We start from the raw sequence: 23,539 nt of genomic DNA on the forward strand, positions 1-23,539 counted from the left end.
GGTCTGATGTGAAAAGCCTTACCTTCCCGCCTGCACCGGCCCCGGCGCTGATCGATCAGGTCAATATCCTGATCGTCGACGACGAGCCGAAAAACCTGACCGTGCTGGAATCCATCCTTGACGACCCAGGCTACCGGCTGGTGCGGGCCAACTCAGGCCAGGAGGCCCTGCTGGCGCTGATGGCCGAAGAATTTGCGGTGCTGGTGCTGGATGTACGCATGCCGGGCATGACCGGGTTTGAGCTGGCGCAAATCATCAAGGAACGCAAGAAAACATCGCGCGTGCCCATCATCTTCCTGACCGCTTATTACAACGAAGACCAGCACATCCTCGAAGGTTACGGAACCGGTGCGGTGGACTACCTGCACAAACCGGTCAACACCGCGGTGCTGCGGTCCAAGGTCGCGGTGTTTGCCGAACTCTTTTCAAAGGGTCGGGCTCTTGAAGCGGCGAACCGCACGCTGATGACGGAAGTTGGCGAACGCCGCAAGGCCGAAGAGCGGCTGCGTGAACTGAACGAAACACTGGACCGGCGCGTCACCGAGCGCACCAACACCCTGGAGCTGCGTGAAGCTGAACTTCGGGATGCCAATCGCCGCAAGGACGAATTTTTGGCCACGCTGGCCCACGAACTCCGGAACCCGCTGGCACCGGTCCGCAATGCAGTCCAGCTGCTGCGCCTGAAGGGTCAGGCCATGCCGGAACTGCAATGGGGCACCGATGTGATTGACCGTCAGATCAAGGCCATGAGCCGCCTCATTGACGACTTGATGGATGTGAGCCGCATCAACCAGGGCAAGATTGATCTGCGTCACGACTGGGTCACCACAGAAGATGTTCTGCGCGATGCGGTCGAGTCCAGCCGTCCCCTGATCGACGAGTGTGGCCATGAACTGGTGCTGACATTGCCCGATCAGCGGCTGTCCTTGTATGCAGACCGCACCCGCCTGACACAGGCATTCATGAACCTGCTCAACAACGCTGCCAAATACATGGACCGCGGCGGGCGTATCGAGGTGACTGCGCAACATGCCGGAAATGACGTGGTCGTGACGGTGAAAGACAAAGGCATAGGAATCCCTGGTGACAGGCTGCAAAGTGTTTTTGAGATGTTTTCCCAGGTGGAAACCACACTCACGCGGTCGCGCGGCGGCCTGGGCATCGGCCTGTCGCTGACCCAGCGGCTGATCGAGATGCATGGCGGTACGGTGCTGGCGCGCAGCGAGGGCTCCGGGCTCGGGAGCGAATTCGAGGTGCGCCTGCCACTGACGCCGGAACTGTCTCCCGAAGTTTCGTCACCGCCTTCTCAAGACCTGGGGGTCGAGCGCTTCATGCCTTCGCAGGAGTTGCGTGTGCTGATCGCCGACGACAACCAGGACGCATGCGCTACCCTGGCCAGCCTGCTCGAACTGATGGGCTACCTTGTGCGACAGGCGCATGACGGCCAGGCTGCCGTGGATGCGGCCGCCGACTTCGATCCGCAAGTGGTGCTGCTTGACATCGGCATGCCTAAACTCAACGGCTACGAGGCCTGCCGGCACATCCGCGACCAGCCCGGCGGCGCCGCGAGAACGATTGTGGCCTGCACCGGCTGGGGCCAGGCCGATGACAGGCGCAGATCAGACGAGGCCGGGTTTGACCAGCATCTGGTGAAGCCGGTGGATCCGGACGTACTTTTCGAGCTGTTGGCAACGGTCGCAGCCCGTGCCAGCGCCTAGCAGCGCAATAAAGCCTTCACGTTCGCTCCGCTGCCAGTTCAACGTTCGATTGCCTGGGGTAGCCTCGCAATCACTTTGATCTCGAAATCAAACCCGGCGAGCCAATTGACACCAACCGCCGTCCAATTTGGATAAGGCGCTATGGGGAAGACTTCGCTTTTAACCGTCATGACTGTGCCGAACTGTTTTTCGGGATCGGTATGAAAGGTCGTTACGTCGACGATATCGTCAAGCTTGCATCCACCCGCTTGCAGGGTCGCCTCCAGATTGGTGAATGCCAGACGAACCTGCGCTTCAAAGTCGGGCTCGGGCGAGCCATCGCTGCGACTGCCGACATGACCGGACACGAACAAGAGATCATCTGATTTGATCGCTGCAGAGTAGGCATGGGACGTGTAGAGGTCATGCCGACCTGCGGGGAAAACGGCGTTACGCTGGTTCATAGTTTGCTTTCAAGGTCCATGTGACCCGTGGTTAATAAAGAAAGCACTTTAGGTCGCCTGACTCAGCAGATAAACAGGCAACCTTGTCCATCACTGTTTGTAAAATCTAAACAATCATTGAAGTATTTGGAGCGCAGATGGACCGTTTTGATGCAATGCAGGCCTTCGCCCGCGTGGTGGAAACCGGCAGCTTTACCAAAGCGGCCGCAACACTCCACATGAGCAAGACCAGCGTGACCCAACTGGTGCAACAACTGGAAGCAAGGCTGCGCGTCAGGCTGCTCAACCGCACCACACGCAAGGTCAATGTGACGGCCGATGGCGCTGCTTACTACGAGCGCGTGGTGCGCATGCTGGCCGACGTGGATGACGCCGAGACCAGCCTGTCCAGCGCCTCGACTTCCCCCAGGGGCCGCTTGCGAGTGGATGTCCCCAGCCCCCTGGCCCGCATGATTCTGGTGCCGGCCCTGCCGGCGTTTTTTGCGCAGTACCCCGACATCCAGCTCGACATGGGTGTCAGCGACCGCATGGTGGACATCATCAGCGACAAGGTGGATTGCGTTGTGCGCGGCGGGGCGCTTACCGACCTGTCGCTGATGGCCCGCCACGTGGGCGATCTGCAGCTGGGGGTCTACGCTGCGCCTGGCTACCTGAAGCTGGCCGGCACACCCTTGCACCCCAGAGAGCTGGAGGACACGCACCACCGCATCGTGGGCTTTTTATGGGCCCGCACCGGCAAGGCAGCGCCGTACGCCATGCACCTGGGTGACGAAAGTATCAAAGTACAAGGGCGTTACGCACTGTCGGTTGATGACGGCAATGCCTACCTTGCGGCCGGGCTGGCCGGCCTGGGCATTCTCTGGCTACCGGCCTACATGGCCAGGGCACACCTGGCCAGCGGTGAGCTGGTGCCGTTGTTTGAGAGCTGGCGCCTGGACCCGATGCCGCTGTACATCGCGTTTTCGCCGAATCGGCATGTCAGTGCGAAGCTGCGGGTGTTTATTGAGTGGGTGGCTGGGTTGATGGTGGAGCATGCGCCTCGCGGGTCACGCGACGCTGCTTAGTTAAGCTCGTGGGGCTCCCGGTGAAAAATTGCCAGCGCTTCTCGGGTTGCTATTGTCACTGCAATATTGCCGTTAGTCAGTTTCTGACTGCTTTCGACGACAAAGCGGAATTTCAGACTCTTGAACTCATCGCCACGAAGCAGTCATCCGATTGAACTGCGCTGCCAACTGGGCGGCGGTGCGGATCTCCGCGATTACGGTCTTGAAAATTTGTGATCTGACCGCTCCAAAGCTGTCGTTGACGAGCCGGTATCGACGTTCACCTATGTTGTAAATATTTCGTTCAATCGAACCCGCGCGTATGACCAATTCAATCATGCGACCTGATCGTCTGTGATGGAGGTCTAGGCTTTAAATGCTCTCGGCATCGGCCCCTTGTGCGTCCAGCGTGCCGTCGGTGAGGAAGCCCGAACCGTACAGGGAAATCGTTTAGTTCAGACCGGCGGCCGCATAGTGCTTACAGGGCCGGCAGCGCGCAGACTCAGGCCTGCAAACCCGGTCGGGGCTTGCCTGCGGCCACGAGTACGCCGGGCTTCAAGGCGCCATGAACCACACCCCCCACCATGTCCGCCGTCACCGCAGACAGCGTCCAGCCCAAATGACCATGCCCGGTGTTGTAGAACACGTTGGCTAATTTACCCCGGCCCACGCGCGGCATCATGCTGGGCATCATGGGGCGCAAGCCGGCCCAGGGCACGACCTGGCGGGTGTTGATGCCGGGGAAGCACTGGTTTACCCAGGCGATCAGGGGCCGAATACGGTCAGCGCGAATGTCTTTGTTGTAGCCGTTGAATTCAGCCGTGCCTGCGACACGGAAGCGGTCAATGCCTAGACGGCTGGTGACCAGCTTGGTCTCGTCGTCCAGCAGGCTCACGGTCGGCGCTGCGGCCTGGCTTGGCGCATCGGGCAGGTTAACGGTGATGGAATAGCCCTTCACCGGATAGATGTTGACCCTGTCCCCCAGTTGAGCGGCAAAGGTGCGGCTTTCGACCCCAGCGCACACCACCAGCCCATCAAACTGGTGCGTGGCATGACAGCCACCTTCAGCCGCACTATTAGCCACGGTCACTTCGGCCTTGGTGCCATCACTGTGCAGAGACAACACGTCTTGACCGTACAGGCACTGCACACCCAGGCGCTCAGCGGCTCGCGCCATGCCGTTCGTAAACTTGTGAATGTCGCCAGTTGAGTCGCTCTCGGTGAAGTAACCCCCGTAGTAATTACCGGCCAGCGTGGGCTCGATGGCTTTCATCTCGGCTGGTGTCACTGCACGGCGCGGCAAGCCGCCTTGGGCAAGTAGCCTGCTGACCTGCCCGGCGTGGTCAAAACCTTTTTTATCGCGGTAGATGTGCAGGATGCCTTCTTTTTTCAAATCGAAATTCACGCCTTCGGCTTGCGACCAGGTAAACAAATGTTCACGTGCCGCGATGGCCAGGCGTGTGGATTCGATCGTGTTGCGCTCATAGTGCGGGATGTTGCTGATGAACTCCACAAACCAGCTCAGCTTGTGCCAGCTAGGCTTGGGGTTGACCAGCAGGGGTGCGTCGCTTTTGAGCATCCACTTCATGCCTTTGACGATGGTAGACCAGTGGTTCCACACCTCGGCATTCGACGCGGACAACTGTCCGCCATTGGCAAACGATGTCTCCATCGCCGCGTAACGGTTCTTCTCAAACAGGGTGACGACAAAGCCGCGCTTTGCCAAGGCATACGCCGTGGTGACGCCGGTGATGCCGCCGCCTATCACTGCGATGGATGTTGAGCTCGATGTCATGGTTCAGATCTCCAAACAAGTCAGGGGTGTCAAGATGACGAAAAGCACACCACGCACCATGCGCGGCATACACCCCCTCTGTTTGGAACCTGAGAGATTCATGGCCTTGTCTTTGTGACGTGGCCACTTGCTCCTGCGGTGTGCCAGGTGACCAAGCCCAACAACTCTTCAGAGATATCAACGATTCAGATCGGTCCTTTTGCCTGAGAGTTTCCGGGGTGGTTGCTCCTTCGGCGTCGCGGTTTAACGCGATCTCTCCCGATCTGAATTTCAAAAACACGAACTATGCCAGAAAGCGCGCCGTCAACGCCACCCAGAAGGCAGCACCCGGCGCGATGATCTCGTCATTAAAGTCGTAGCCCGGATTGTGCACATTGCAAGCGCCCGGCGTGCCAGGCCCGCCATTGCCCACAAAAAAGTAACAGCCTGGCACCCGCTGCAACATGAAAGAAAAATCCTCGCTGGCGGTGAACATGGGGCCACTGGGGTCAACGCGCTCAGTGCCAAACAGTCTCAGCGCCACATCCGCAGCCAAAGCTGTTTCCTCCGGCGTATTGACGAGCACGGCATAACCAGCGCGCCAATCGATCGACGCTTGCACACCGAAGCTCGCCGCTTGCTGTTCAACCAGTGCCAGAATGCGCTCTTTCAGCAAGACCCGCACATCGGTGTCCAAGGCCCGTACGCTCAACTCCAGCCGGGCATCTTCAGGGATCACGTTATTGGCCTCGCCCGCGTGCAAGGAACCCACCGTGATCACAGCCGTCTTAAGCGGATCAACGTTGCGCGACACGACAGTTTGCAACGCCATCACGATGGAAGCTGCGGCCACCACGGTATCTACCGACTGGTGCGGAAAAGCGCCATGGCCGCCACGCCCCTTCAAGTGGATGGTCACGTTGTCGCTGGATGCCATCGTGGGGCCACTTCGGAACACAAAGCGCCCGGCTTCGATACCCGGCATGTTGTGCATGGCAAACACTGCGTCGCAGGGGAACCATTCAAACAGGCCATCGGCCATCATTTGCACCGCGCCCCCCGCGCCCTCTTCGGCAGGCTGGAAGATCAGGTGCAGCGTGCCGTCGAAGTTTGGCTGCTGCGCCACCAACTTGGCAGCAGCCAGTAGCGTAGCGGTATGTCCGTCGTGGCCGCAGCCATGCATCCTGCCCGGCGTTGTGCTGATCCAGGGGCGCGCGCCTGCTTCGAGAATCGGCAATGCATCCATGTCAGCACGCAACCCCAGAGAACGGGTGCTTTTGCCACGGCGCAATGTCCCCACCACACCGGTTTGGCCAAGACCCGTGGTGACTTCATAACCCCACTCGCGTAACTTCGCCGAAACCAGAGCGGCCGTGCGGTGCTCCTCAAAAGCCAACTCAGGGTGAGCATGAATGTCACGGCGTAGCTGAATGAATTCGCCGACCCGCTCGGCCATAGCGTGACCCAGGTAGCTGCCGTCCTGCATGGTCAGTTCACCGCGTCCACTGAGGCTATTTCTTTGGATACCACTGCCACTGTCAGCCACGCCGCTTACTGCGGTTCCAGCTTGATGGATTTGGCAATTGCCGCAGCCTTAACCACTTCCGCTTTGTAGAAGGTGTCAAGCTGTGCCAAGGTCATAGGTTCAGCCACGGTGCTGCCGGCGGTCTCAATGACTTTGCGAATGTCAGGGTTGGCCAGCGCGATGTAGGCGGCTTTGTGCACGGCGGCCACTTGGGCAGCAGGCGTCTTGGCGCTGGCTTGAACACCAATCCAGATGCTGAACTGGTAGTCTTCAAAACCTTTAGTGGCAACGGCCAGGGACAACTTAGGCAGCCTTGCCAATGGTTGGCTTGACGCCAGGGCCAGCGCTTTGATTTGGCCACTCTCAATGGCGCCCATCACCGGGCCGACCAAGGGGACCACCGCAAAGTCAATCACACCACCCATCAAATCCTTGAGGTAAGGCGCCATGCCGTTGTACGGCGCGTGCAGGCCACGGGCCCCCGCTGTTTGCAAGGCTTTTTCGGCCATCAGGTGATACAGGGAACCGATGCCCGTAGAGCCAAAGCTGAGAGGCTTGTCAGACTTTTTTGCCAGTGCGACGAACTCTTCCAGCGTGTTCACAGGCAAATCTTTGCGCACAGCAATGGCAATCGGGGTGTGCCCGACCAAGGCGGCAAGGCGCATGTCCTCCGGCCTGTTTTTGGCGGCCGCCACACCCAGCGGTGTGTAGATCAGCTCCAGTGGGGAACCCGCCAACAGGGTATAGCCATCCGGTTGGGCATTGGCGGCTTTGAGTACCCCCAGAGAGCCACCCACGCCCACCACGTTCTCGATGATGACGGGCTGACCAAACACTTCAGCCATGCCTTTGCCGACTGCGCGGCCCAGCACATCGGAGCCCCCACCCGGTGGGAAGGCCACGATCATGCTCACGGGTTTGGACGGGTAAGTCTGCGCGGTCACTGAAGCGGCCAACGCAAGGCCGACAAACAGTGAACTGCAATGACGAATCAAAGCGCGGGCGGTGGGATGCATGGCAGACTCCAAAAAATGAGGATGAGGCGAATGCTAGGCGGTCGAAAACAATGCGTCCAATGACTTATTTATCTTGTTAACATTCATTTTTCTCATTCAACATAAGTAGCTTTCGATTGATTTTTTCATTCACTCGAAGGGCTGCCCGCCATGAACATCAAACATCTGGAGCACCTGCTGGCCCTAGCCGACACCGGCTCCTTCAGCCGCGCGGCCGAGAAACTGTTCATCACCCAATCGGCGTTGAGCCGCAGCATCCAGAGCCTGGAAAGCGATTTGGGCGCAAAGGTGTTGGACCGCATCGGCAAGCGCAACGAGCTCACTCCGCTGGGCCTGGACGTGGTGACCCGTGCTCGCCATATCGTGCGGGATGCTGCCGAGCTGCGCCACAGTGCGCAATTGCTGCAGCAAGAAGGCCAGGGCTCTGTCAGTGTTGGCATGGGTTCGGGACCGGGCGCGCTGCTGATGACACCGCTGATGTGCGTCGCAGCCGGGCACTACCCTGGCATGAAGGTTTCCATCACACGCGGGCCCACCGAACTTCAGCTCCAGCAACTGAGAAGCCGCCACCTTGATGCCATGGTGGTGGACATACGCCGCGTCACACCCGCCACTGACTTAAACATTGAATCACTGGGGAAAATCCGCGCGGGTTTTATTGTCAATGCCACCCACCCACTGGCAGCCAGACGCTCTGTCAGCTTTCAGGACATCACGCAGTACCCGGTGGCATCGACACCCTTATCCGATGAAGTGGTACGCCAGCTGGTGGATCAATACGGTGTGAGGGCCAACCCGTCGGCCATGGTCACGCTGATGTGTGAAGACGTCGCCAGTATGCTGGCGACGGTTGCTCAGACCCAGGCTATTTATTTGGGCGTGGTGGCCGCGGCCCGGGCCGGCTTGCAAGACGGGGCACTGGTTGAATTGCCAATCAAGCCCACGCTTAAGGCCGCAGCCCGATTTGCGTACGTCACGCTGGCAGGGCGAACCGAAGCCCCGGTGATGGGCTGGTTTCGTGGTTTTGTGCGCGAGCATTTGCACGATTGAGCGCTGGCTTAAGCAGTCTGGATGTGGTCATCGCCGTCGGGAGATGGCACTGCATCGTTGCGCAGTTGGCTCTTGAAGGCCCAAAGCAGTCGTAGCAGCTGCCTATCCATAATCGAACATTGCCGATAGTCATGTCAATCGCTATAGACGTCATTCACTTCAGCGCGCATGAGGTGGAGACGTGATGGCATGCCTCGATAGCATTTACTTCGACGCGATAGTCACCAACTCAAACACCCCCAGCGCACTGGCCTGTCCATTAAGCAGCACATCCACCCGATGTTTCCCCGCATAGTGCTTGCGCGTGGTCATCTCCGCAGTGGACACCGTCTTGCTCAACTGCACCGTTTCTTTCGGAGCAAGGTCTAGCACCTTCAGCTTGAACACCTTCGCACTTGTCTTGCCGCTGGCCTTGACGTAGTGGATGCAGAAGTCCACCAGCACCTGCTGCGCTTTGCTACTGGTGCTGGAAACATCAAAAGCGCTGTTCACTTTGTCTCCCATCACGACCCGCTTGGGTGTGATGCGTGCATTCGACACTTCGACCTCTGCGCTTTTACTGAAGCCCAGCACCTCGAGCGCGCTAGCTTCGCCGCGCTTGACAGCTGAGCGCAGCGCGTGCCGGACGATCCAGCGGCGCTCGTCGCTCGCGCCCTTCAGCCACTTCTTTGCCGTGGCGGCCAGCACCTCCGGGTGGTCTTTGCCTATGTCGTTGAGGTTGTTGGCAACCGAGCGGCGCACGTACAGGGCCGGGTCGTCCTTGAGCAGTTCCAGCAGCGCGAGCACGGGCGCGGGGTTCTTTTGAAACGCCGGCAGTCGGCTGGCCCAGGGCAGGCGGGGGCGACTGCCTTCGGACACCAGGCGACGCACATGTTCACTCGGGTCGCTGGCCCATTGCCTGAATTGCGCCAGGGTAGCGGCCTCGTGTTTTTGCAAAAAGGCGCGAATGCTGAATTCGGCCGTGAAGCGCTGCGTCAGCGCATGCTGGGCCCGCATCGAGCCTTCAAAATGACCGAGTCCGAACTGCGCGACGAACAGGGTGTGCGGCAGGTAGAGAAACGACGCCATGCTGAGGCCTTCAGCCCGGCCATGCGGCTGGTCCAGCGAGGCGAGCAGGATGTTGATGGCCTTCGGGTAGTCGGGCGGCAGGTGGCGCTGCAGCGCCTGCGCGATGTGTTTGCCGCGTGGCATCAGCGCCAGGGCTTCATAACCGTTGAGTGCATCGGCGACAAACTTGCAGGCGTCGAACTTCGGATGCACCGCTGTGATCATGCGGGCGATGGCTTGGGGCACATCGGCGCCGTACTGATTGACCAGCGGTTCAGCCATCGAGGAAATGCGCCAGCGCCTGCACCGTGTTGGCAGCCGCGCCGCGGTGCTGCGCGGCAAAGCCAAGACCGGCTTGCGCCGCAGCCTGCTGCTCGGAAGGCCGGGCCAGCAGGGCGCGGGCGCTGCGCACCGCTTCGTCCATGTCCACCACACGGCGCGCGGCGCCGGCCGCTTCTGCGAGTTCGGACACCTCGGCGAAGTTGAAGGTGTGCGGACCCATGATCACAGGGCAGCCGCAGGCAGCGGCCTCGATCAGGTTCTGCCCACCCAGCGGAGCGAAGCTGCCGCCCAGCAGGGCCACGTCGCTCATGGCGTAGTACAGCGCCATCTCGCCGAGTGAATCACCGAGCCAGACATCGGCCGGCTGCGGCGTGCCATTCCAGGTGGAGCGGCGCGAAACCGAGAGCCCGTGTTTTTCAACCAGCGCCTGCACCTCGGCAAAACGCTGTGGATGGCGCGGCACGATGAGCACCTGCACATGTGCACCTGCTACTGTATTGATAGCTGGTTGCGCACGTGTGGAAAGGGCCAGCGCCACAATTTGCTTGAGAAATTCGTCTTCTTCGCCGTCGCGCGAGCTGGCCAGCGTCAGCACCGGCTGGCCCAGCGCCTGGCGCCAGGCGCGGCCCTGCGCCTGCTGCGCCTGGTCGGGCGTGGCGTCAAATTTGAGGTTGCCGAACACGTCCTGTACGGTGGCACCGAGCGCACGCAGGCGCTGGGCGTCGCTGTCGCTCTGGGCGTAGACCGCCGCCAGGCCGGCATAGGCCGGGCGCGACAGCGGCGCCATGCGTATTGCCTGCTGAAAAGATTTGTCAGACAGGCGCGCGTTGACCAGCGCCATCGGCACGCCGCGCGCCTGGGCGCAGGCCACCGTGTTGGGCCAGACTTCCGTTTCCAGCAGCAGGCCGAGGCGCGGTTTGAAATGCGTGAAAAAACGCGCCACGGCCGCTTCGCTGTCCCACGGCTGCCAGACCTGCACATCGCCATCCCGCAGCAGCCCCGTACCCTCGGCGCGGCCAGTGGCTGTGCCATGGGTCAGCAGCACGCGCAGGCCTGGCCACTGGCCGCGCAGCGCGTCAATCAATATGCCGGCAGTGCGCGTTTCACCGAGTGACACCGCATGCACCCAGACCAGCTCCGAAGCAACTTCAGCGGGCTGCGTGTAACAGCCGAAGCGCTCGTCCACCGCTTCCAGGTACCCCGCCTCGGCCTGGCCCCGGCGCAACAGCTTGCGCCGCAGAAAAGGCTGGGCACCCCACATCAGCAGCGAATACAGCTTGCGGATGATGGCCTCCATCACGGCGCCTCCCCAGGGGCGGGCCGGCAAGCCAGCCAGGCTTGCCACACATGCGCCACCGTCGGGCACGGCAGTGCAAACACACTGCGCTGACGAGCGCCCTCTGCCTCGCTGAAATCGGGCAGCGGCCCGGTACGCCAAGCGGTGTCGAAGTTGTAGATCTGCACATGCGGCAGGTCGAGCGCCACCGCGATGTGGCTCAGCCCGCTGTCCACGCCAATGACGCCGGCGCACTGCGCGAGTTGCTGCGTGAGTTCGTCCAACGCAAGCCTCGGCAAGACGATCGCTTTTTCTTCACCGGTGTTCAAACCGCCGGCAATCGCGTGGCTCGTTGCCAGCTCGGCGTCGCTGCCGTGCGGCAGTGCAATCAGGTAGCCCTGCGCAACCAACTGCCGGCCCAGCGCCACCCAATGCTCGACGGGCCACAACTTGTCGGCGCGTGAGCTGCCATGCACAAACGCTACTTTTTCAGGAGCAGCCTGCGCACGACTGGCATGGGCTGGGGGCCGATTTAACCCATAATTTGGGCGAACGGCCGGGGTGTAGCCCAGCGCCCGCCCGCACAACGCGCGCCCGCGCAACACGGCGTGGCTGTGCGGCGCCAGCGCAATCGCCACATCCGCCACCCAGCGCGTCGGCCCCTCGTAGCCTGAGCCTTCCGTCTGGTTGGCCATGGCGTAACGCTTGCCGCCGGGCGCCAGCCGCGCCAGCCAGGCGACCAGCGCTGACTTGGTAAGGCCCTGCAGGTCGATCACCGCGTCGTATTCGCTGCGCTGCAGTTCACGCCGGAAGGCGTGCCACGCGCTGCGCGTGGCAGCACTGAAAGGTGCCGTGCGCCAGCGCCGCAGTTCGCAAGGGATGACGCGCTGCAGGCCGCTGCCCAGCAGCGGGGTCAGCAGCGGCGCAAAGGCTTTTTCCACCACCCAGTCGATCTGCGCACCGGGATGTGCGGCCAGGATGTCTTGCACCACGGGCAGCGTGTGCACCACGTCGCCGAGTGACGAGAGTTTGACCAGAAGAATCTTCACTGAATGTCATTGCGGGCTTGACCCGCAATCCATCGTCGCGCAGCCGCGAGTTCGAAATAAGGATCCCGGGTCGAGCCCGGGATGACAGCAAGCGGATTCAATGTGCGGGAGCGGAAAAATTCGCATCCGGCTTGACACTGCGTAACAGCTTGAGCATGTCGGCCTCGATGCGTTTGAGCGCGGCCTCGGTGTGGCCTTCGAAGCGCAGCACCAGCACCGGCGTGGTGTTGGACGCGCGGATCAGGCCGAAGCCATCCGGCCAGTCGACACGCACGCCATCAATGGTGTTGATCTGGGCGGGTGCGGGAAACGATGCGTTCTTGATCAGTTGCGCCACCACCGTGTGCGGCTCGCCTTCCTGGCAGGCGACATTGAGCTCCGGCGTGCTGAAGCTGGTCGGCAGGCCGTTGAGCAACGCGCCCACGTCGGCCACCTTGCTCAGGATCTCCAGCAGGCGCGCGCCGGCATAGGTGCCGTCGTCGAAGCCGAACCAGCGCTCCTTGAAAAAGATGTGACCGCTCATCTCGCCGCCCAGCGGGGAGTTGACTTCCTTCATTTTCGCCTTGATCAGCGAGTGGCCGGTCTTGTACATCAGGGGCACGCCGCCGGCTGCCGTGATCTCGGGCGCCAGTCGCTGCGAACATTTCACGTCGTAGACGATGGTGCCGCCCGGCACGCGTGAGAGCACATCGCGCGCAAACAGCATCATCTGGCGGTCGGGGTAAATGTTCTGGCCGTCACGCGTGACGATGCCCAGTCGGTCACCGTCGCCGTCAAAGGCCAGGCCCAGCTCGGCGTCACCGGCCTGCAACGCAGTGATCAGGTCTTTGAGGTTCTCCGGTTTGCTCGGGTCCGGATGGTGGTTGGGAAAGTCGCCGTCGACCTCACTGAACAGCTCGGTGACCTCGCAACCGAGCGCGCGGAAGATGCCGGGCGCCGAGGCACCGGCGATGCCGTTGCCGGAGTCGATCACGATTTTCATCGGCCGTGCCAGCTTGATGTCCGACACGATGCGGTCGCGATACGGCGCGAGCACGTTGATGTGGGTGATGTTTCCGCTGCGAGCCGGCGCGGTGGCATGGCCGGAATCGTCGGCTTCCATGCGGGTACGCAGGCCCTGGATCTCGTCGCCGTAAATCGCGCGGCCGGCCAGCACCATCTTGAAACCGTTGTAGTCCTTGGGGTTGTGGCTGCCGGTGATCTGGATACCGGAGTTGGCGAGCGTGCAGGCGGCGAAATACAGCATGGGTGTGGTGACCATGCCGACGTCAATCACATCGACGCCGCTGGCGACCAAGCCACGGATCAGCGCCGCGCTCAGTGCGGGCCCGCTGACACGGCCATCGCGGCCCACAGCCACCACGAACTCGCCCTGCAGCAGCGCACTGGCGCCGAAAGCGCGGCCCAGTGCTTCGGCCACGGCTTCGTTGATGGTGGAAGGCACGACACCGCGGATGTCGTAAGCCTTGAAAATCGAGGGGTTCACCTGCATGGGTACTGGCTTTCCTGGGTTGCTGTAGCGCGCTTATTGTAGGCGCGGGGTGGGCGGGGAAGATGTCCGAAAACGGCCAGTCTGAACCGGCCTGCGCCGTATGATTCAGCCATGACCACAGACAGTATCCTGCTCGCTGACGACGCCTGCTACCTCGCGCTGAAGACGCGGGACGCACGTTTTGACGGCAGCTTTTTCACCGGTGTGACGTCCACCGGCATCTACTGCCGGCCGGTCTGCAGCGTGAAAACACCGAAGCGTGAAAACTGCCGCTTCTTCGGCCATGCGGCGCAGGCAGAGGGTGCCGGCTTTCGGCCCTGTCTGCGCTGCCGCCCCGAGCTGGCGCCACATTCGGTGGTCTGGTCGATTCAGGATGCCTCCTACATTCTGGCGCATCAAGCCGCGCGCCTGCTCGACGAACCCGAGGCGTGGGGAGATGCAACGCCTTCGGTGGAATTGCTGTCGGCAAAACTCGGGGTCAGCGACCGCCACGTCCGGCGCATTTTCGAGACGCAGTTCGGCGTGTCGCCGATGCAGTACCTGCAGACGCGCCGGCTGCTGACCGCCAAACAATTGCTGGCCGACACCGCCCTGCCGATCACGCAGATTGCGCTGATCAGCGGGTATGCGAGCGTGCGCCGCTTCAACGCCGCGTTTGTCGGGCACTACGGCCTGAACCCGACGCAGTTGCGGCGCCAGGGCGGCGTACCGACCGAACAAGGCATCACGGTGAAGCTGGGTTACCGGCCGCCTTATGACGTTGCGGCGATGACGGCGTTTTTTCGCAAGCGCCGGATCAACGCTATTGAATTTGTAGCTGACGAGCCATACGGGACAAGGCTTGGACGCACTTTTCGCATCGAAACCGGCGGCAAGGTCCACGCCGGCTGGCTGCTGGCGAGCTTTGACGAAAGCCGCAGCCATGTGGCGCTGCGTATCAGCGACTCGCTGCGCGAGGTGCTGCCGCTGGTGATACGCCGGGTACGCGCCATGCTGGACCTGGACGCCGACCCGCAAGCCATCAACGCCGTGCTGCATGCCAGCTTTCCGGGTGGCGACGGCCTGCGTGTGCCCGGCGCCATGGACGGCTACGAGCTGGCGGTGCGCGCCGTGCTGGGTCAGCAGATCACGGTGGCGGCGGCACGCACGCTGGCGCAGCGTTTGGTCGACAAACTCGGCGAGCCGATTGAGACACCGTGGCCGGGCCTGACGCGCCTCTTCCCCCCAGCCGCCGTGCTGGCGCAGGCCAGCGGCGATACGCTCGGGCAGCTCGGCATCGTGCGGCAGCGTCAGACGGCGATTGTCGGCATTGCCAAAGCCGTCGCAGAAAAACGTGTGCAACTGCACGGCGGCGCCGATGTCAACGCCACCATTGCGGCGCTGAAAGAATTGCCAGGCATCGGCGACTGGACCGCGCAATACATCGCCATGCGCGCGCTTCGCTGGCCTGACGCCTTTCCGGCCGGTGACGTGGCGCTGCACAAAGCGCTCGGTGTACAGGGCATAAAAAATCCGGCCAAAGAAGCCGAGCAAGCCTCGCTGGCCTGGAAACCCTGGCGCAGTTATGCCGTGATCCGCGCCTGGAGCGGTGCGATGGAGGCTGCGACAGCGCCATCAAATGCTACTGAATTGATAGCTGCCAGCGCTTTTCCGGAAAGGGCTAGAGCCCAAAAGCTTTCGGTAAAACCATGACAACTGCCCACACAGCCGACAACCCGCTAGCTCTCAATGAGAGACACTCCCAGGAGCGCACCATGAAATTCGCCAACCCCATCGTCCAGACCCGCTACGCGAGCCCGCTGGGCAGCATCATCATCGCGGCCACCGCCAAGGGCCTGGCCGGGCTCTGGTTCGACGGCCAACGCCACCTCCCCCCGGAACTGGTGGGACCGGCGGTCTGGCCCAGCGCGCCCGATCACCCGGTGCTGAAAGAAGTCATCCGTCAACTCGGTGAATACTTCGCCGGCCAGCGCACCGAATTTGAGGTACCGCTGGACCTGGCCTGCGGCACGGCTTTCCAGCAGTCGGTCTGGCAGGCGCTGCTGAAAATTCCCCAGGGCGGCACCGCCAGCTACAGCGAGGTCAGCGCCCGCATCGGCAAGCCGGCTGCGGTGCGCGCGGTGGGCGCGGCAGTCGGCCGCAACCCGGTCAGCATCATCGTGCCCTGCCACCGCGTGATGGGCGCCGGCGGCGCACTGACCGGTTATGCGGGAGGTCTGGAACGCAAAAGCGCGCTGCTCAAGCTGGAGGGCGCCCTGTGACGCTTGCACCTGCGCTGAAAAGCAAGGCCTGGCTGACTGATTTTGTTTTGCTGGCGGCGATCTGGGGATCGTCCTTCCTGTTCATGCGGATTGCTGTTGTGGACTTTGGCGCACTGCCGACGGCCGCCGTGCGCGTAGGCATTGCAGCGACTTTCTTGCTGCCGCTGGTGCTGCTTCGCGGTCACGGCGAGGCGCTGATAAAAAACTGGCGCCGCGTGTTCCTGGTCGGCCTGTTCAACTCCGGTATTCCCTTTGCGTGTTTTGCATTTGCGCTGCTGTCCATCACCACCGGGCTGTCGGCCATCCTCAACGCCACCGTGCCGATGTTCGGTGCCGTGGTCGCCTGGTTCTGGCTCAAGGACAGGCCCACCGGCTCGCGCGTGCTGGGCCTGCTGATCGGTTTTGCCGGTGTGGCCATGCTGGCCTGGGACAAAGCGACTTTCAAGCCCGATGCCTCGGGCATCGCCCCCGGTTGGGCCGTGCTGGCCTGCCTGTTCGCCTGCGTTTGTTATGCGCTGTCGGCGAGTTACGCCAAGCGTTACCTGACCGGATTGCCGCCGCTGGTCACCGCTGCGGGCAGCCAGATCGGTGCGACCGTGGGCCTGGCCCTGCCGGCTGCCTGGCTGTGGCCAGCGCAGATGCCGCGCGGCGGCGCCTGGCTGGCGGTGGCCGCCGTCGGCGTGTTGTGCACCGGCATTGCCTACGTCCTGTATTTCAGGTTGATCGAAACCGCCGGCCCGGCACGTGCGCTGGCCGTGACCTTTGTGGTGCCGGTGTTCGCGGTGTTCTACGGCATGGTTTTTCTTGGCGAGATGGTCACGCTGTGGATGCTGTTGTGCGCGGTGGTGATCATCTGCGGCACGGCACTGTCCACCGGATTGCTCAAGCTCGGGCGATGACCTCTGTCCGCAAGATCAAACTCAAGCTGCCGGCGCCCAAGCCGCGCAACCCGCTGGTGGCGGCAGCCCTGCAGCGCAAGGCGGGGTCGCACCGCAAATCGCGGGCAGCCACACGGCGCGCGGACAAAAGAACCATCGATAAGCAACTGCGCGAAGACTGAGCGGCCGACCCACGGCTGCGTGCAGCGCCACCGCATACACATGCGGGTGCTGGTTGACCGGTAATTGATACGGGCAACAGACTTCAAATAATTCATCAATACAAAAAACGAATCGTGGTAATCGAATTTGCAATTGGACTTGTCACCGGCCCTACCCAAAAATGAGGTCGCCAGAACAGGTGCAGTTTTGCGCCGGACCACCCATTCCAAAGGAGACACCATGAAACTTTTGACGACCGTCCTCGCCCTGCTGGGCCTGGCCATCGGCAGCCAGACGCTGGCGCAGACTTACCCGTCCAGCCCCATCACCCTGGTGGTGCCGTTCGCGGCCGGCAGCGGCACGGATGCCGTCGCCCGGGTCATTGCCCAAAAGCTGTCGGACCGCCTGCGCCAGCAAGTCGTGGTTGACAACAAACCGGGCGCCAGTGCGCAGATTGGCGCCGTGTTTGTAGCGCGTGCCAAGCCCGATGGCTACACCCTGTTCATGACGACCAATACCTCGCACTCGGCCAATCCCAGCCTTTTTCAGAATCTGAAGTACGACCCGATCAAGGATTTCACACCGATTGTGCGAACCGGCGAATTGCCTTTTGCGCTGGTGGTGGCCAATCACCTGCCTATCAAGTCGATGAAGGAGCTGATCGACTACGCCAAAGCCAACCCGGGCAAGCTGTCTTATGCCACGCCCAACAGCACCTCGCTGGTCGCTTCTGAAACCCTCAAGCGCATGGCCGCAGTCAATATGGTTGGTGTGCCTTACAAGTCAAGCCCGCAGGCGATGACGGACGTGGTCGGGGGACAAATTGAGCTGTACGTGACCGACTTCGGCTCGGGTTTGGCCATGATCAAGGCTGACAAGGTGCGCGCGCTCGCGGTCACGCCCGCCAATGGTTCGAAAATTCTTCCGAACATACCAGCAGTGGCGCAAACGCTGCCCGGCTTTGACCTGACCTCCTGGAACGGCATCTTCGGCCCGGCAGGTTTGCCCAAGCCCATCGTCGATCGCATCAGCACGGAAGTCATCGCCATCCTCGCGGAAAAAGAAGTCCAGGACAGGCTGGCCGTGGTCGGTTTTGAGGTGATGCCCTCGGCGTCACCGGAAGTGTTCGAAAAATATGTCGCCGATCAACTGACCCTGTGGACCCGCCTGATCAAGCAGGCCGGCATCAAGCCCGAGTAAGCGCGTGAGCACCACCCCAAGCCCGGCAGAGGCTGCCGGCGGTCCCCTGGCGGGCATCAAAATTCTCGATCTGACCTCTGTGGTGATGGGGCCGTTTGCCACGCAAATTCTCGCTTCATTGGGTGCCGCGGTCGTCAAGGTGGAGGCTCCTGAAGGCGACAACATGCGCCACGTGGGGCCCATGCGCAACCCCGGCATGGGCCATATTTTTCTGCATGCCAACCAGGGCAAGCGCAGTGTGGTGCTGGACCTCAAGCAGCCCGATGCCCGCGAAGCGCTGCTATGCCTGGCAGAGCAGTCGGACGTGTTGATTTCCAATGTGCGACCACAGGCCCTGGCGCGACTGAGGCTTGACTACGCGTCGGTGCGCGAGCGTAACGCACGCATCATTCATGTCACCTGCTGCGGTTTTGGCCAGGACGGGCCTTATGCCGACAAGCCGGCTTATGACGACTTGATCCAGGGCGCCACCGGCCTGCCGTGGTTGATGCAACGTTATGGCGCCGAGGCGCCCTGCTATGCGCCGGTCACGCTGGCCGATCGTGTCACCGGGCTGCATGCGGTGTATGCGGTGACCGCCGCCCTGTACGCCCGCGAAAAAAGCGGCGTGGGCCAGGCGGTGGAAGTGCCGATGTTCGAGGCCATGACGCAATTCGTGCTGGGCGACCATCTGGCGGGCCTGAGCTTCGTGCCGCCCCGGGGCGAGCCGGGCTACGCCAGGCTGCTGACATCGCACCGCCGTCCCTACCAGACGCTCGACGGCTACCTGTGCGTGCTGATCTACAACGACAAGCACTGGAAAAGCTTCTTCACCGCCATTGGCGACCTGCAGCGCTTCACCCAGGACGAACGCTTTTCCACGCACACCCAGCGTGCCACGCACATTGATGCGGTGTATTCGCATGTCGCCGACATCATGCGCACCCGCAGCACGGCCGATTGGCAGGCCCTGCTGGATGCGGCAGACATTCCAAACATGCCAATGAACTCACCGCAAGACCTGCTGGACGATCCGCATTTGCAGGCAACCGGTTTTATCCGGGACACCGAGCACCCCACCGAAGGCAGGCTGCGCACACCAGGCAACCCGTCCCGCTGGTCGCACACCCCGTGCACCGAACCGGCACCGGCACCGCAACTGGGGCAGCACACGGCGCAGGTCCTGCGTGAGGCCGGCTATTCCGAAAGCGCGATCCAGGCGCTGCTGGCACAAGGCATGGCCAGCCGCAAAGCAACACCATCACAGGGCCATAAACCATGAAGAAACCTTTTTTTGTACGCGGCGCAGACGTGCCCGGCTACCATCCCGCCAACCATCTGGGCACCCGCAACCAGCGACTGATCAGCGCGGACACCGTGGGTGCGCGCGGCGTGGAGGTGCTGCTCGGCGTGATTGAAAAAAATGGCGGCGCCCTTCCCCATGCCCACCCAGGGATTGAGCAGGTCTGCTATTTGCTGGAGGGCGCGGCGAGGGCTGAAGTCAACGGAGAAAGCTGCGATTTGCTGCCGGGCGATGCCTGCTATTTTCCGCCCGATTCCATGCATGTTTTTACCGTGACCAGCGACACCCCGGCGCGCGTTCTGGTGATTTACACCCCGCCCTACGGCGAACGGCCTGAAAACGTGGTGCGCGCCACCGCAGGAGCGGCCCGGTGAACTTCCTTTTGACACAAGAGCAGGAACAGATCCGCGAAGCCATCAACCGCCTGTGCGTTCCTTTTGATGCCGACTATTGGCTGCGCAAGGACCGCGAAGGCGGTTTCCCGGAAGATTTTCACCGGGCCCTAGCCGACGCCGGCTGGCTCGGCATCGCCATGCCCGAAGCCTATGGCGGCGCGGGACTCGGCATTACCGAAGCGGCCGTCATGATGCAGACCATTGCAGCCACCGGCGCCGGGCTGTCTGGCGCCTCTGCCGTTCACATGAATATTTTCGGCCTGCACCCGGTCGTGGTATTTGGCACTGACGCGCAAAAAAAACGCTGGCTGCCGCCGCTGATTGAAGGCCGGGACAAAGCCTGCTTCGGCGTGACCGAACCGAACACCGGCCTGAATACCCTCAAGCTCAAGACCAAAGCAGTCCGCGACGGCGACCACTACGTGGTGTCCGGACAAAAGGTGTGGATTTCCACCGCGCAGGTGGCCACCAAAATCCTGCTACTGGCACGCACCACGCCGATTGAAGAGGCCAGCGGCACCGACGGCCTGTCGCTGTTCTACACCGACCTGGACCGCGCGCACATCGAAGTGCGTGAAATAGAAAAAATGGGGCGCAAGGCTGTGGACTCCAACCAGGTGTTTATTGACGGCTTGCGCATCCCGGTGGAAGACCGCATTGGCGAAGAAGGCAAAGGGTTCAAATACATTCTTCATGGCCTGAACCCGGAGCGAATTTTGATCGCCGCAGAGGCCGTCGGCCTGGGTCAGGCAGCCCTGAAACGCGGCGCCCAGTATGCAAAAGAACGCATTGTCTTTGACCGCCCCATCGGCCAGAACCAGGGCATTCAGCACCCCCTGGCCAAGTCATGGATGGAGCTGGAAGCCGCCAGCCTGATGGTTTTCAAGGCCGCCAGTCTGTATGACGCCGGCCAGCCCTGCGCCGCCGAAGCGAACGCCGCGAAATACCTGGCGGCCGAAGCCTGCTTCAGCACCTGCGAAAACGCCATCCTGACGCACGGCGGCATGGGCTACGCGAAGGAATACCACGTGGAGCGCTACCTGCGCGAGGCGTGGATTCCACGCCTGGCACCGGTGAGCCCGCAACTGATCCTGTGTTTCATCGCGGAAAAAGTACTGGGCCTGCCCAAATCCTATTGAGCCTTTCTTCCATCACCCTGAAAACCACGTGCTATCCTGAACGCCATCATGGAGCTGCGACATCTTCGGTACTTCCTTGTGCTGGCTGAAGAGTTGCACTTCGGGCGGGCAGCCGGGCGCCTGTCCATCACCCAGCCGCCGCTGAGTTTCACGATTCGCAGCCTGGAAGACGAGCTCGGCGTGCGGCTGTTTGACCGCAACAGCAAGCAGGTCACGCTGACACCGGCCGGCGATGCGTTTCTTGGTGAGGTACGCCCCATGCTGGACCAGGTCCGGCTGGCCTGCGATGTCACGCGGGCTGTCGGCGCGGGCCTGCGGGGCCACCTGGCGGTCGGCTTCACCGGCTCCATGATTTACCGCGGTGTGCCGCAAATCGTGTCAGCTTTTTCGCTGCAGCATCCAGGCATTGAGGTGAGCCTGCGCGAAATGTCGTCCACCGAACAGGTCAATGCCCTGAAGAACGGTCAGCTGCATGCCGCATTTGTCAATGCGCGCGACGTGCCGGAAGACCTGGGCGGGCAGGCGCTGCCCGAAGACGATTTTGTCTGCTGTCTGCCGGCCAGTCACCCGCTGGCAAAGCGCAAAGTGATTGACCTGAAGCGCCTTGCCGATGAGCCCTTCGTCATGTTTACACGCGAGGTGGCGCCGGCCAATTACGACAACGTCATCGCGATTTGCGCCCACGCAGGCTTTCATCCGAAAACGCGTTTTGCCGCGCGCCAGTGGCTGACGGTTGCCGCGCTGGTGGCCAATGGACTGGGCGTTTCGCTCGTACCCGCATCGATTGCACGCACGCAAATAGCGGGTGCGCGGTTCGTCCCGATTGGCGACAAGAATGCGCGTTCCAGTGCGTTTTTCCTGTGGAACCCTGAACGCATCGCACCGGGACTTGACATATTTATCAAGACGGTGGCGACAACGCTGAAGCTGTAATTCTTGATCAGACGAAGCCCGTGCAGATATCCTTGACGATCTCGAGCGGTTCTACACCCCCAGGCGTCGGCATTTGACGCTGGATGGAGTGAGGCCGATACCAGGACTGCCGTAGATGCCGTCGCGGTCTTCAAACGATTGCTTTATGGCCGCCGCCGTCGTAAAGCTTGTACTGAACCAACTGTGTCCTGGCTAGACTGAACCGGCGATGACGTTGATCGTCAGCGCCACAATCAACACGTTGAAAGCAAACGACAAGATGCTGTGGCCCAGGGTCAGCCTGCGCATCTCGCGCGAGCTGACCTTTACGTCCGACACCTGCGAGGTCATGCCGATGACAAACGCGTAGTACAGAAAGTCAAAATAGTCGGGGTCGGGCTGGTTCGGAAACACCAGTCCCGCGCCATCGGGCTCCCTGCGTTTTTCTTCCTGGTAATAGCGGTGGGCATAACGAAACGCAAAAATCGTCTGGATAAACAGCCACGACAACGCGAGCGCCAGCATCGCGAGCGCCATGTGCAGCACCCGCCCGGCGCCGTCCATTTCCTTGACCTGCTGCAACATCAGCGTGATGCTGGCCACACAAGCCAGTACCGCAAGCACCATCACCCCAAAGATCACCACACTGGGCTCGTCCTGCGCCTGGGCGCGCTTGCGTGTGTTGTTGGCGTCAAACACCTCAGCCAGCCACCAGGCCAGCACGAGGTACACCGCCGCGCCCACACACCAACCCAGCAGGGCGCGAAACGGCAAGGTGGTCGGCACCGGCAACAACGCCACACCCACGCCGGCGGCCAGGCCGTAGATCAGGCGCTGCGGGCCGGTGGTTTCGGACAAGTGTTTGCGCATGAGGCGATTGTGGGGCAAAGCCACGAGGCTTGCGAAGCCTTGCATGGCGCAGGCCGGGTCTTGGCGTGCCTGTACAATTTTTTACGCCCACCTTCGTTAGGAACACTGTACGAGGCGTGCGCGAAGGCAGTCCAGATTTGACGGCATCGTCGGCATGGCCTGCGCCTCAGGCGAGGGCTTGCGCGGGCATCAGCACGTCGAGCACGTTGCTCGCGGCACCGACACCCATGTTGATGTACGCATCTCCCGTCACCCCTCCGATGTGTGGACTGAGGACAATGTTGGGCTCGTTATGGAAAGGGTGCGGTGTCACCATGGGTTCGACCGCGAAGCTGTCGAGCCCTGCTGCAGCTACCTGGCCGGAATGCACAGCATCAAGTAACGCTAACTCGTCAATCAGACCGCCGCGCGCCGTGTTCACCAGCATCACGCCGCGCTTGCAGGCGGAGAACGTACGCGCGTTCAGCAGATTGCGGTTTTCCGGGGTCAGCGGGCAATGCAGCGAGATGGCGTCTGATTCGCGCCAGATCGTCTCGAGATCAGCGATCTCGATGTGAGGCGGCAGATTGCTGGCGTATGGGTCGTACCCCAGTATCCGCATACCCATGGCGCCGCACATGCACGCGAAACGCTGGCCAATGGCGCCGAGGCCGACAAGGCCAATGGTTCGACCATGCAACTCCACACTTTTGTGCGTGGCTTTGTCCCAGTAGCCGGCGTGCATG

At 61.8% G+C, this 23,539-nt stretch carries 23 protein-coding genes and 1 riboswitch; of the genes, 12 read left to right on the forward strand and 11 right to left on the reverse strand.

Annotation, left to right across the window (positions count from 1 at the left end):
* Positions 1-8: 8 nt before the first annotated feature.
* Entirely contained in the window at positions 9-1,718 is a 1,710-nt protein-coding gene (locus ACH2CW_RS18115) for a response regulator (RefSeq protein WP_395060717.1), read from the forward strand.
* A 38-nt stretch (positions 1,719-1,756) separates the two neighbouring features.
* On the opposite strand, the gene ACH2CW_RS18120 is transcribed toward ACH2CW_RS18115, so the two are convergent.
* Positions 1,757-2,161, reverse strand: a complete 405-nt coding sequence (locus ACH2CW_RS18120; protein ID WP_395060719.1) for a RidA family protein — start codon at positions 2,159-2,161, stop codon at positions 1,757-1,759.
* A 137-nt stretch (positions 2,162-2,298) separates the two neighbouring features.
* Here ACH2CW_RS18120 and ACH2CW_RS18125 point away from each other — a divergent pair, with 137 nt between their 5' ends.
* The gene (locus ACH2CW_RS18125) at positions 2,299-3,225 is read left to right on the forward strand and encodes a LysR substrate-binding domain-containing protein (protein ID WP_395060721.1); all 927 of its coding nucleotides are present in this window, start codon (positions 2,299-2,301) and stop codon (positions 3,223-3,225) included.
* 126 nt (positions 3,226-3,351) lie between these two features.
* Here ACH2CW_RS18125 and ACH2CW_RS18130 read toward each other — a convergent pair whose 3' ends face one another.
* From ACH2CW_RS18130 to ACH2CW_RS18145, 4 genes are all read right to left on the reverse strand, one after another.
* On the reverse strand, positions 3,352-3,543 hold the full coding sequence (locus tag ACH2CW_RS18130; protein ID WP_395060723.1) for a hypothetical protein: 192 nt from the start codon (positions 3,541-3,543) through the stop codon (positions 3,352-3,354).
* Positions 3,544-3,706: 163 nt separating this feature from the next.
* Positions 3,707-4,999, reverse strand: a complete 1,293-nt coding sequence (locus tag ACH2CW_RS18135; protein ID WP_395060725.1) for a D-amino acid dehydrogenase — start codon at positions 4,997-4,999, stop codon at positions 3,707-3,709.
* A gap of 181 nt (positions 5,000-5,180) precedes the next feature.
* Positions 5,181-5,270: riboswitch (glycine riboswitch) on the reverse strand.
* A gap of 12 nt (positions 5,271-5,282) precedes the next feature.
* The gene (locus ACH2CW_RS18140) at positions 5,283-6,464 is read right to left on the reverse strand and encodes a M20 aminoacylase family protein (protein ID WP_395060727.1); all 1,182 of its coding nucleotides are present in this window, start codon (positions 6,462-6,464) and stop codon (positions 5,283-5,285) included.
* A 65-nt stretch (positions 6,465-6,529) separates the two neighbouring features.
* Positions 6,530-7,519 (reverse strand): tripartite tricarboxylate transporter substrate binding protein, encoded by a 990-nt coding sequence (locus ACH2CW_RS18145; protein WP_395060729.1) that lies wholly within the window; start codon positions 7,517-7,519, stop codon positions 6,530-6,532.
* Between the two features lie 150 nt (positions 7,520-7,669).
* Here ACH2CW_RS18145 and ACH2CW_RS18150 point away from each other — a divergent pair, with 150 nt between their 5' ends.
* Positions 7,670-8,569 (forward strand): LysR family transcriptional regulator, encoded by a 900-nt coding sequence (locus ACH2CW_RS18150; protein ID WP_395060730.1) that lies wholly within the window; start codon positions 7,670-7,672, stop codon positions 8,567-8,569.
* Between the two features lie 204 nt (positions 8,570-8,773).
* Here the strand turns inward: ACH2CW_RS18150 and ACH2CW_RS18155 are convergent, their stop codons facing one another.
* From ACH2CW_RS18155 to ACH2CW_RS18170, 4 genes are all read right to left on the reverse strand, one after another.
* Entirely contained in the window at positions 8,774-9,898 is a 1,125-nt protein-coding gene (locus tag ACH2CW_RS18155; RefSeq protein WP_395060732.1) for a DNA alkylation repair protein, read from the reverse strand.
* On the reverse strand, positions 9,891-11,195 hold the full coding sequence (locus ACH2CW_RS18160; protein ID WP_395060765.1) for a 3-deoxy-D-manno-octulosonic acid transferase: 1,305 nt from the start codon (positions 11,193-11,195) through the stop codon (positions 9,891-9,893). Before ACH2CW_RS18160 ends, ACH2CW_RS18155 begins: the two co-directional genes overlap by 8 nt.
* On the reverse strand, positions 11,195-12,223 hold the full coding sequence (gene waaC, locus ACH2CW_RS18165) for a lipopolysaccharide heptosyltransferase I (RefSeq protein WP_395060734.1): 1,029 nt from the start codon (positions 12,221-12,223) through the stop codon (positions 11,195-11,197). Before waaC ends, ACH2CW_RS18160 begins: the two co-directional genes overlap by 1 nt.
* Positions 12,224-12,320: 97 nt before the next feature.
* Positions 12,321-13,715: a phosphomannomutase/phosphoglucomutase gene (locus ACH2CW_RS18170; RefSeq protein WP_395060736.1), complete on the reverse strand. Its 1,395-nt coding sequence runs from the start codon at positions 13,713-13,715 to the stop codon at positions 12,321-12,323.
* Positions 13,716-13,826: 111 nt separating this feature from the next.
* Here ACH2CW_RS18170 and ACH2CW_RS18175 point away from each other — a divergent pair, with 111 nt between their 5' ends.
* The 9 genes from ACH2CW_RS18175 (at position 13,827) to ACH2CW_RS18215 (ending at position 21,965) form a co-directional block, all read left to right on the forward strand.
* Positions 13,827-15,407 carry a DNA-3-methyladenine glycosylase 2 family protein gene (locus ACH2CW_RS18175; protein ID WP_395060738.1) on the forward strand — a complete coding sequence of 527 codons (1,581 nt, stop codon included), beginning with the start codon at positions 13,827-13,829 and terminating at the stop codon, positions 15,405-15,407.
* A gap of 62 nt (positions 15,408-15,469) precedes the next feature.
* Entirely contained in the window at positions 15,470-15,976 is a 507-nt protein-coding gene (locus tag ACH2CW_RS18180; protein ID WP_395060740.1) for a methylated-DNA--[protein]-cysteine S-methyltransferase, read from the forward strand.
* Complete coding sequence (locus tag ACH2CW_RS18185) at positions 15,973-16,875, forward strand: DMT family transporter (RefSeq protein WP_395060742.1); 903 nt, start codon at positions 15,973-15,975, stop codon at positions 16,873-16,875. The genes ACH2CW_RS18180 and ACH2CW_RS18185 overlap by 4 nt, the downstream gene beginning before the upstream one ends.
* Entirely contained in the window at positions 16,872-17,036 is a 165-nt protein-coding gene (locus ACH2CW_RS18190; protein WP_395060744.1) for a hypothetical protein, read from the forward strand. Before ACH2CW_RS18185 ends, ACH2CW_RS18190 begins: the two co-directional genes overlap by 4 nt.
* Before the next feature lie 220 nt (positions 17,037-17,256).
* Positions 17,257-18,216: a Bug family tripartite tricarboxylate transporter substrate binding protein gene (locus ACH2CW_RS18195; RefSeq protein ID WP_395060746.1), complete on the forward strand. Its 960-nt coding sequence runs from the start codon at positions 17,257-17,259 to the stop codon at positions 18,214-18,216.
* A 4-nt stretch (positions 18,217-18,220) separates the two neighbouring features.
* Positions 18,221-19,477, forward strand: a complete 1,257-nt coding sequence (locus ACH2CW_RS18200; RefSeq protein WP_395060748.1) for a CaiB/BaiF CoA transferase family protein — start codon at positions 18,221-18,223, stop codon at positions 19,475-19,477.
* Complete coding sequence (locus tag ACH2CW_RS18205; protein ID WP_395060750.1) at positions 19,474-19,872, forward strand: cupin domain-containing protein; 399 nt, start codon at positions 19,474-19,476, stop codon at positions 19,870-19,872. Before ACH2CW_RS18200 ends, ACH2CW_RS18205 begins: the two co-directional genes overlap by 4 nt.
* The gene (locus ACH2CW_RS18210) at positions 19,869-21,032 is read left to right on the forward strand and encodes an acyl-CoA dehydrogenase family protein (RefSeq protein ID WP_395060752.1); all 1,164 of its coding nucleotides are present in this window, start codon (positions 19,869-19,871) and stop codon (positions 21,030-21,032) included. Before ACH2CW_RS18205 ends, ACH2CW_RS18210 begins: the two co-directional genes overlap by 4 nt.
* A gap of 48 nt (positions 21,033-21,080) precedes the next feature.
* Positions 21,081-21,965: a LysR family transcriptional regulator gene (locus tag ACH2CW_RS18215; RefSeq protein ID WP_395060754.1), complete on the forward strand. Its 885-nt coding sequence runs from the start codon at positions 21,081-21,083 to the stop codon at positions 21,963-21,965.
* A 192-nt stretch (positions 21,966-22,157) separates the two neighbouring features.
* On the opposite strand, the gene ACH2CW_RS18220 is transcribed toward ACH2CW_RS18215, so the two are convergent.
* Complete coding sequence (locus ACH2CW_RS18220; RefSeq protein WP_395060756.1) at positions 22,158-22,814, reverse strand: DUF1345 domain-containing protein; 657 nt, start codon at positions 22,812-22,814, stop codon at positions 22,158-22,160.
* A 166-nt stretch (positions 22,815-22,980) separates the two neighbouring features.
* The coding region (locus ACH2CW_RS18225) for an NAD(P)-dependent oxidoreductase (RefSeq protein ID WP_395060758.1) at positions 22,981-23,539 on the reverse strand (559 nt) is incomplete at its 5' end.

The organism is Polaromonas sp., from assembly GCF_043778355.1.
Classification (GTDB): Bacteria; Pseudomonadota; Gammaproteobacteria; order Burkholderiales; family Burkholderiaceae_C; genus Polaromonas.

Bases quoted from the DNA above. Each gene is read 5' to 3' on its own strand.
- ACH2CW_RS18120 (WP_395060719.1), bottom strand. From the start codon at position 2,161: ATGAACCAGCGTAACGCCGTTTTCCCCGCAGGTCGGCATGACCTCTAC.
- ACH2CW_RS18125 (WP_395060721.1), top strand. From the start codon at position 2,299: ATGGACCGTTTTGATGCAATGCAGGCCTTCGCCCGCGTGGTGGAAACC.
- ACH2CW_RS18130 (WP_395060723.1), bottom strand. From the start codon at position 3,543: ATGATTGAATTGGTCATACGCGCGGGTTCGATTGAACGAAATATTTAC.
- ACH2CW_RS18135 (WP_395060725.1), bottom strand. From the start codon at position 4,999: ATGACATCGAGCTCAACATCCATCGCAGTGATAGGCGGCGGCATCACC.
- ACH2CW_RS18140 (WP_395060727.1), bottom strand. From the start codon at position 6,464: ATGCAGGACGGCAGCTACCTGGGTCACGCTATGGCCGAGCGGGTCGGC.
- ACH2CW_RS18145 (WP_395060729.1), bottom strand. From the start codon at position 7,519: ATGCATCCCACCGCCCGCGCTTTGATTCGTCATTGCAGTTCACTGTTT.
- ACH2CW_RS18150 (WP_395060730.1), top strand. From the start codon at position 7,670: ATGAACATCAAACATCTGGAGCACCTGCTGGCCCTAGCCGACACCGGC.
- ACH2CW_RS18155 (WP_395060732.1), bottom strand. From the start codon at position 9,898: ATGGCTGAACCGCTGGTCAATCAGTACGGCGCCGATGTGCCCCAAGCC.
- ACH2CW_RS18160 (WP_395060765.1), bottom strand. From the start codon at position 11,195: ATGGAGGCCATCATCCGCAAGCTGTATTCGCTGCTGATGTGGGGTGCC.
- ACH2CW_RS18170 (WP_395060736.1), bottom strand. From the start codon at position 13,715: ATGCAGGTGAACCCCTCGATTTTCAAGGCTTACGACATCCGCGGTGTC.
- ACH2CW_RS18175 (WP_395060738.1), top strand. From the start codon at position 13,827: ATGACCACAGACAGTATCCTGCTCGCTGACGACGCCTGCTACCTCGCG.
- ACH2CW_RS18180 (WP_395060740.1), top strand. From the start codon at position 15,470: ATGAAATTCGCCAACCCCATCGTCCAGACCCGCTACGCGAGCCCGCTG.
- ACH2CW_RS18190 (WP_395060744.1), top strand. From the start codon at position 16,872: ATGACCTCTGTCCGCAAGATCAAACTCAAGCTGCCGGCGCCCAAGCCG.
- ACH2CW_RS18195 (WP_395060746.1), top strand. From the start codon at position 17,257: ATGAAACTTTTGACGACCGTCCTCGCCCTGCTGGGCCTGGCCATCGGC.
- ACH2CW_RS18205 (WP_395060750.1), top strand. From the start codon at position 19,474: ATGAAGAAACCTTTTTTTGTACGCGGCGCAGACGTGCCCGGCTACCAT.
- ACH2CW_RS18215 (WP_395060754.1), top strand. From the start codon at position 21,081: ATGGAGCTGCGACATCTTCGGTACTTCCTTGTGCTGGCTGAAGAGTTG.
- ACH2CW_RS18220 (WP_395060756.1), bottom strand. From the start codon at position 22,814: ATGCGCAAACACTTGTCCGAAACCACCGGCCCGCAGCGCCTGATCTAC.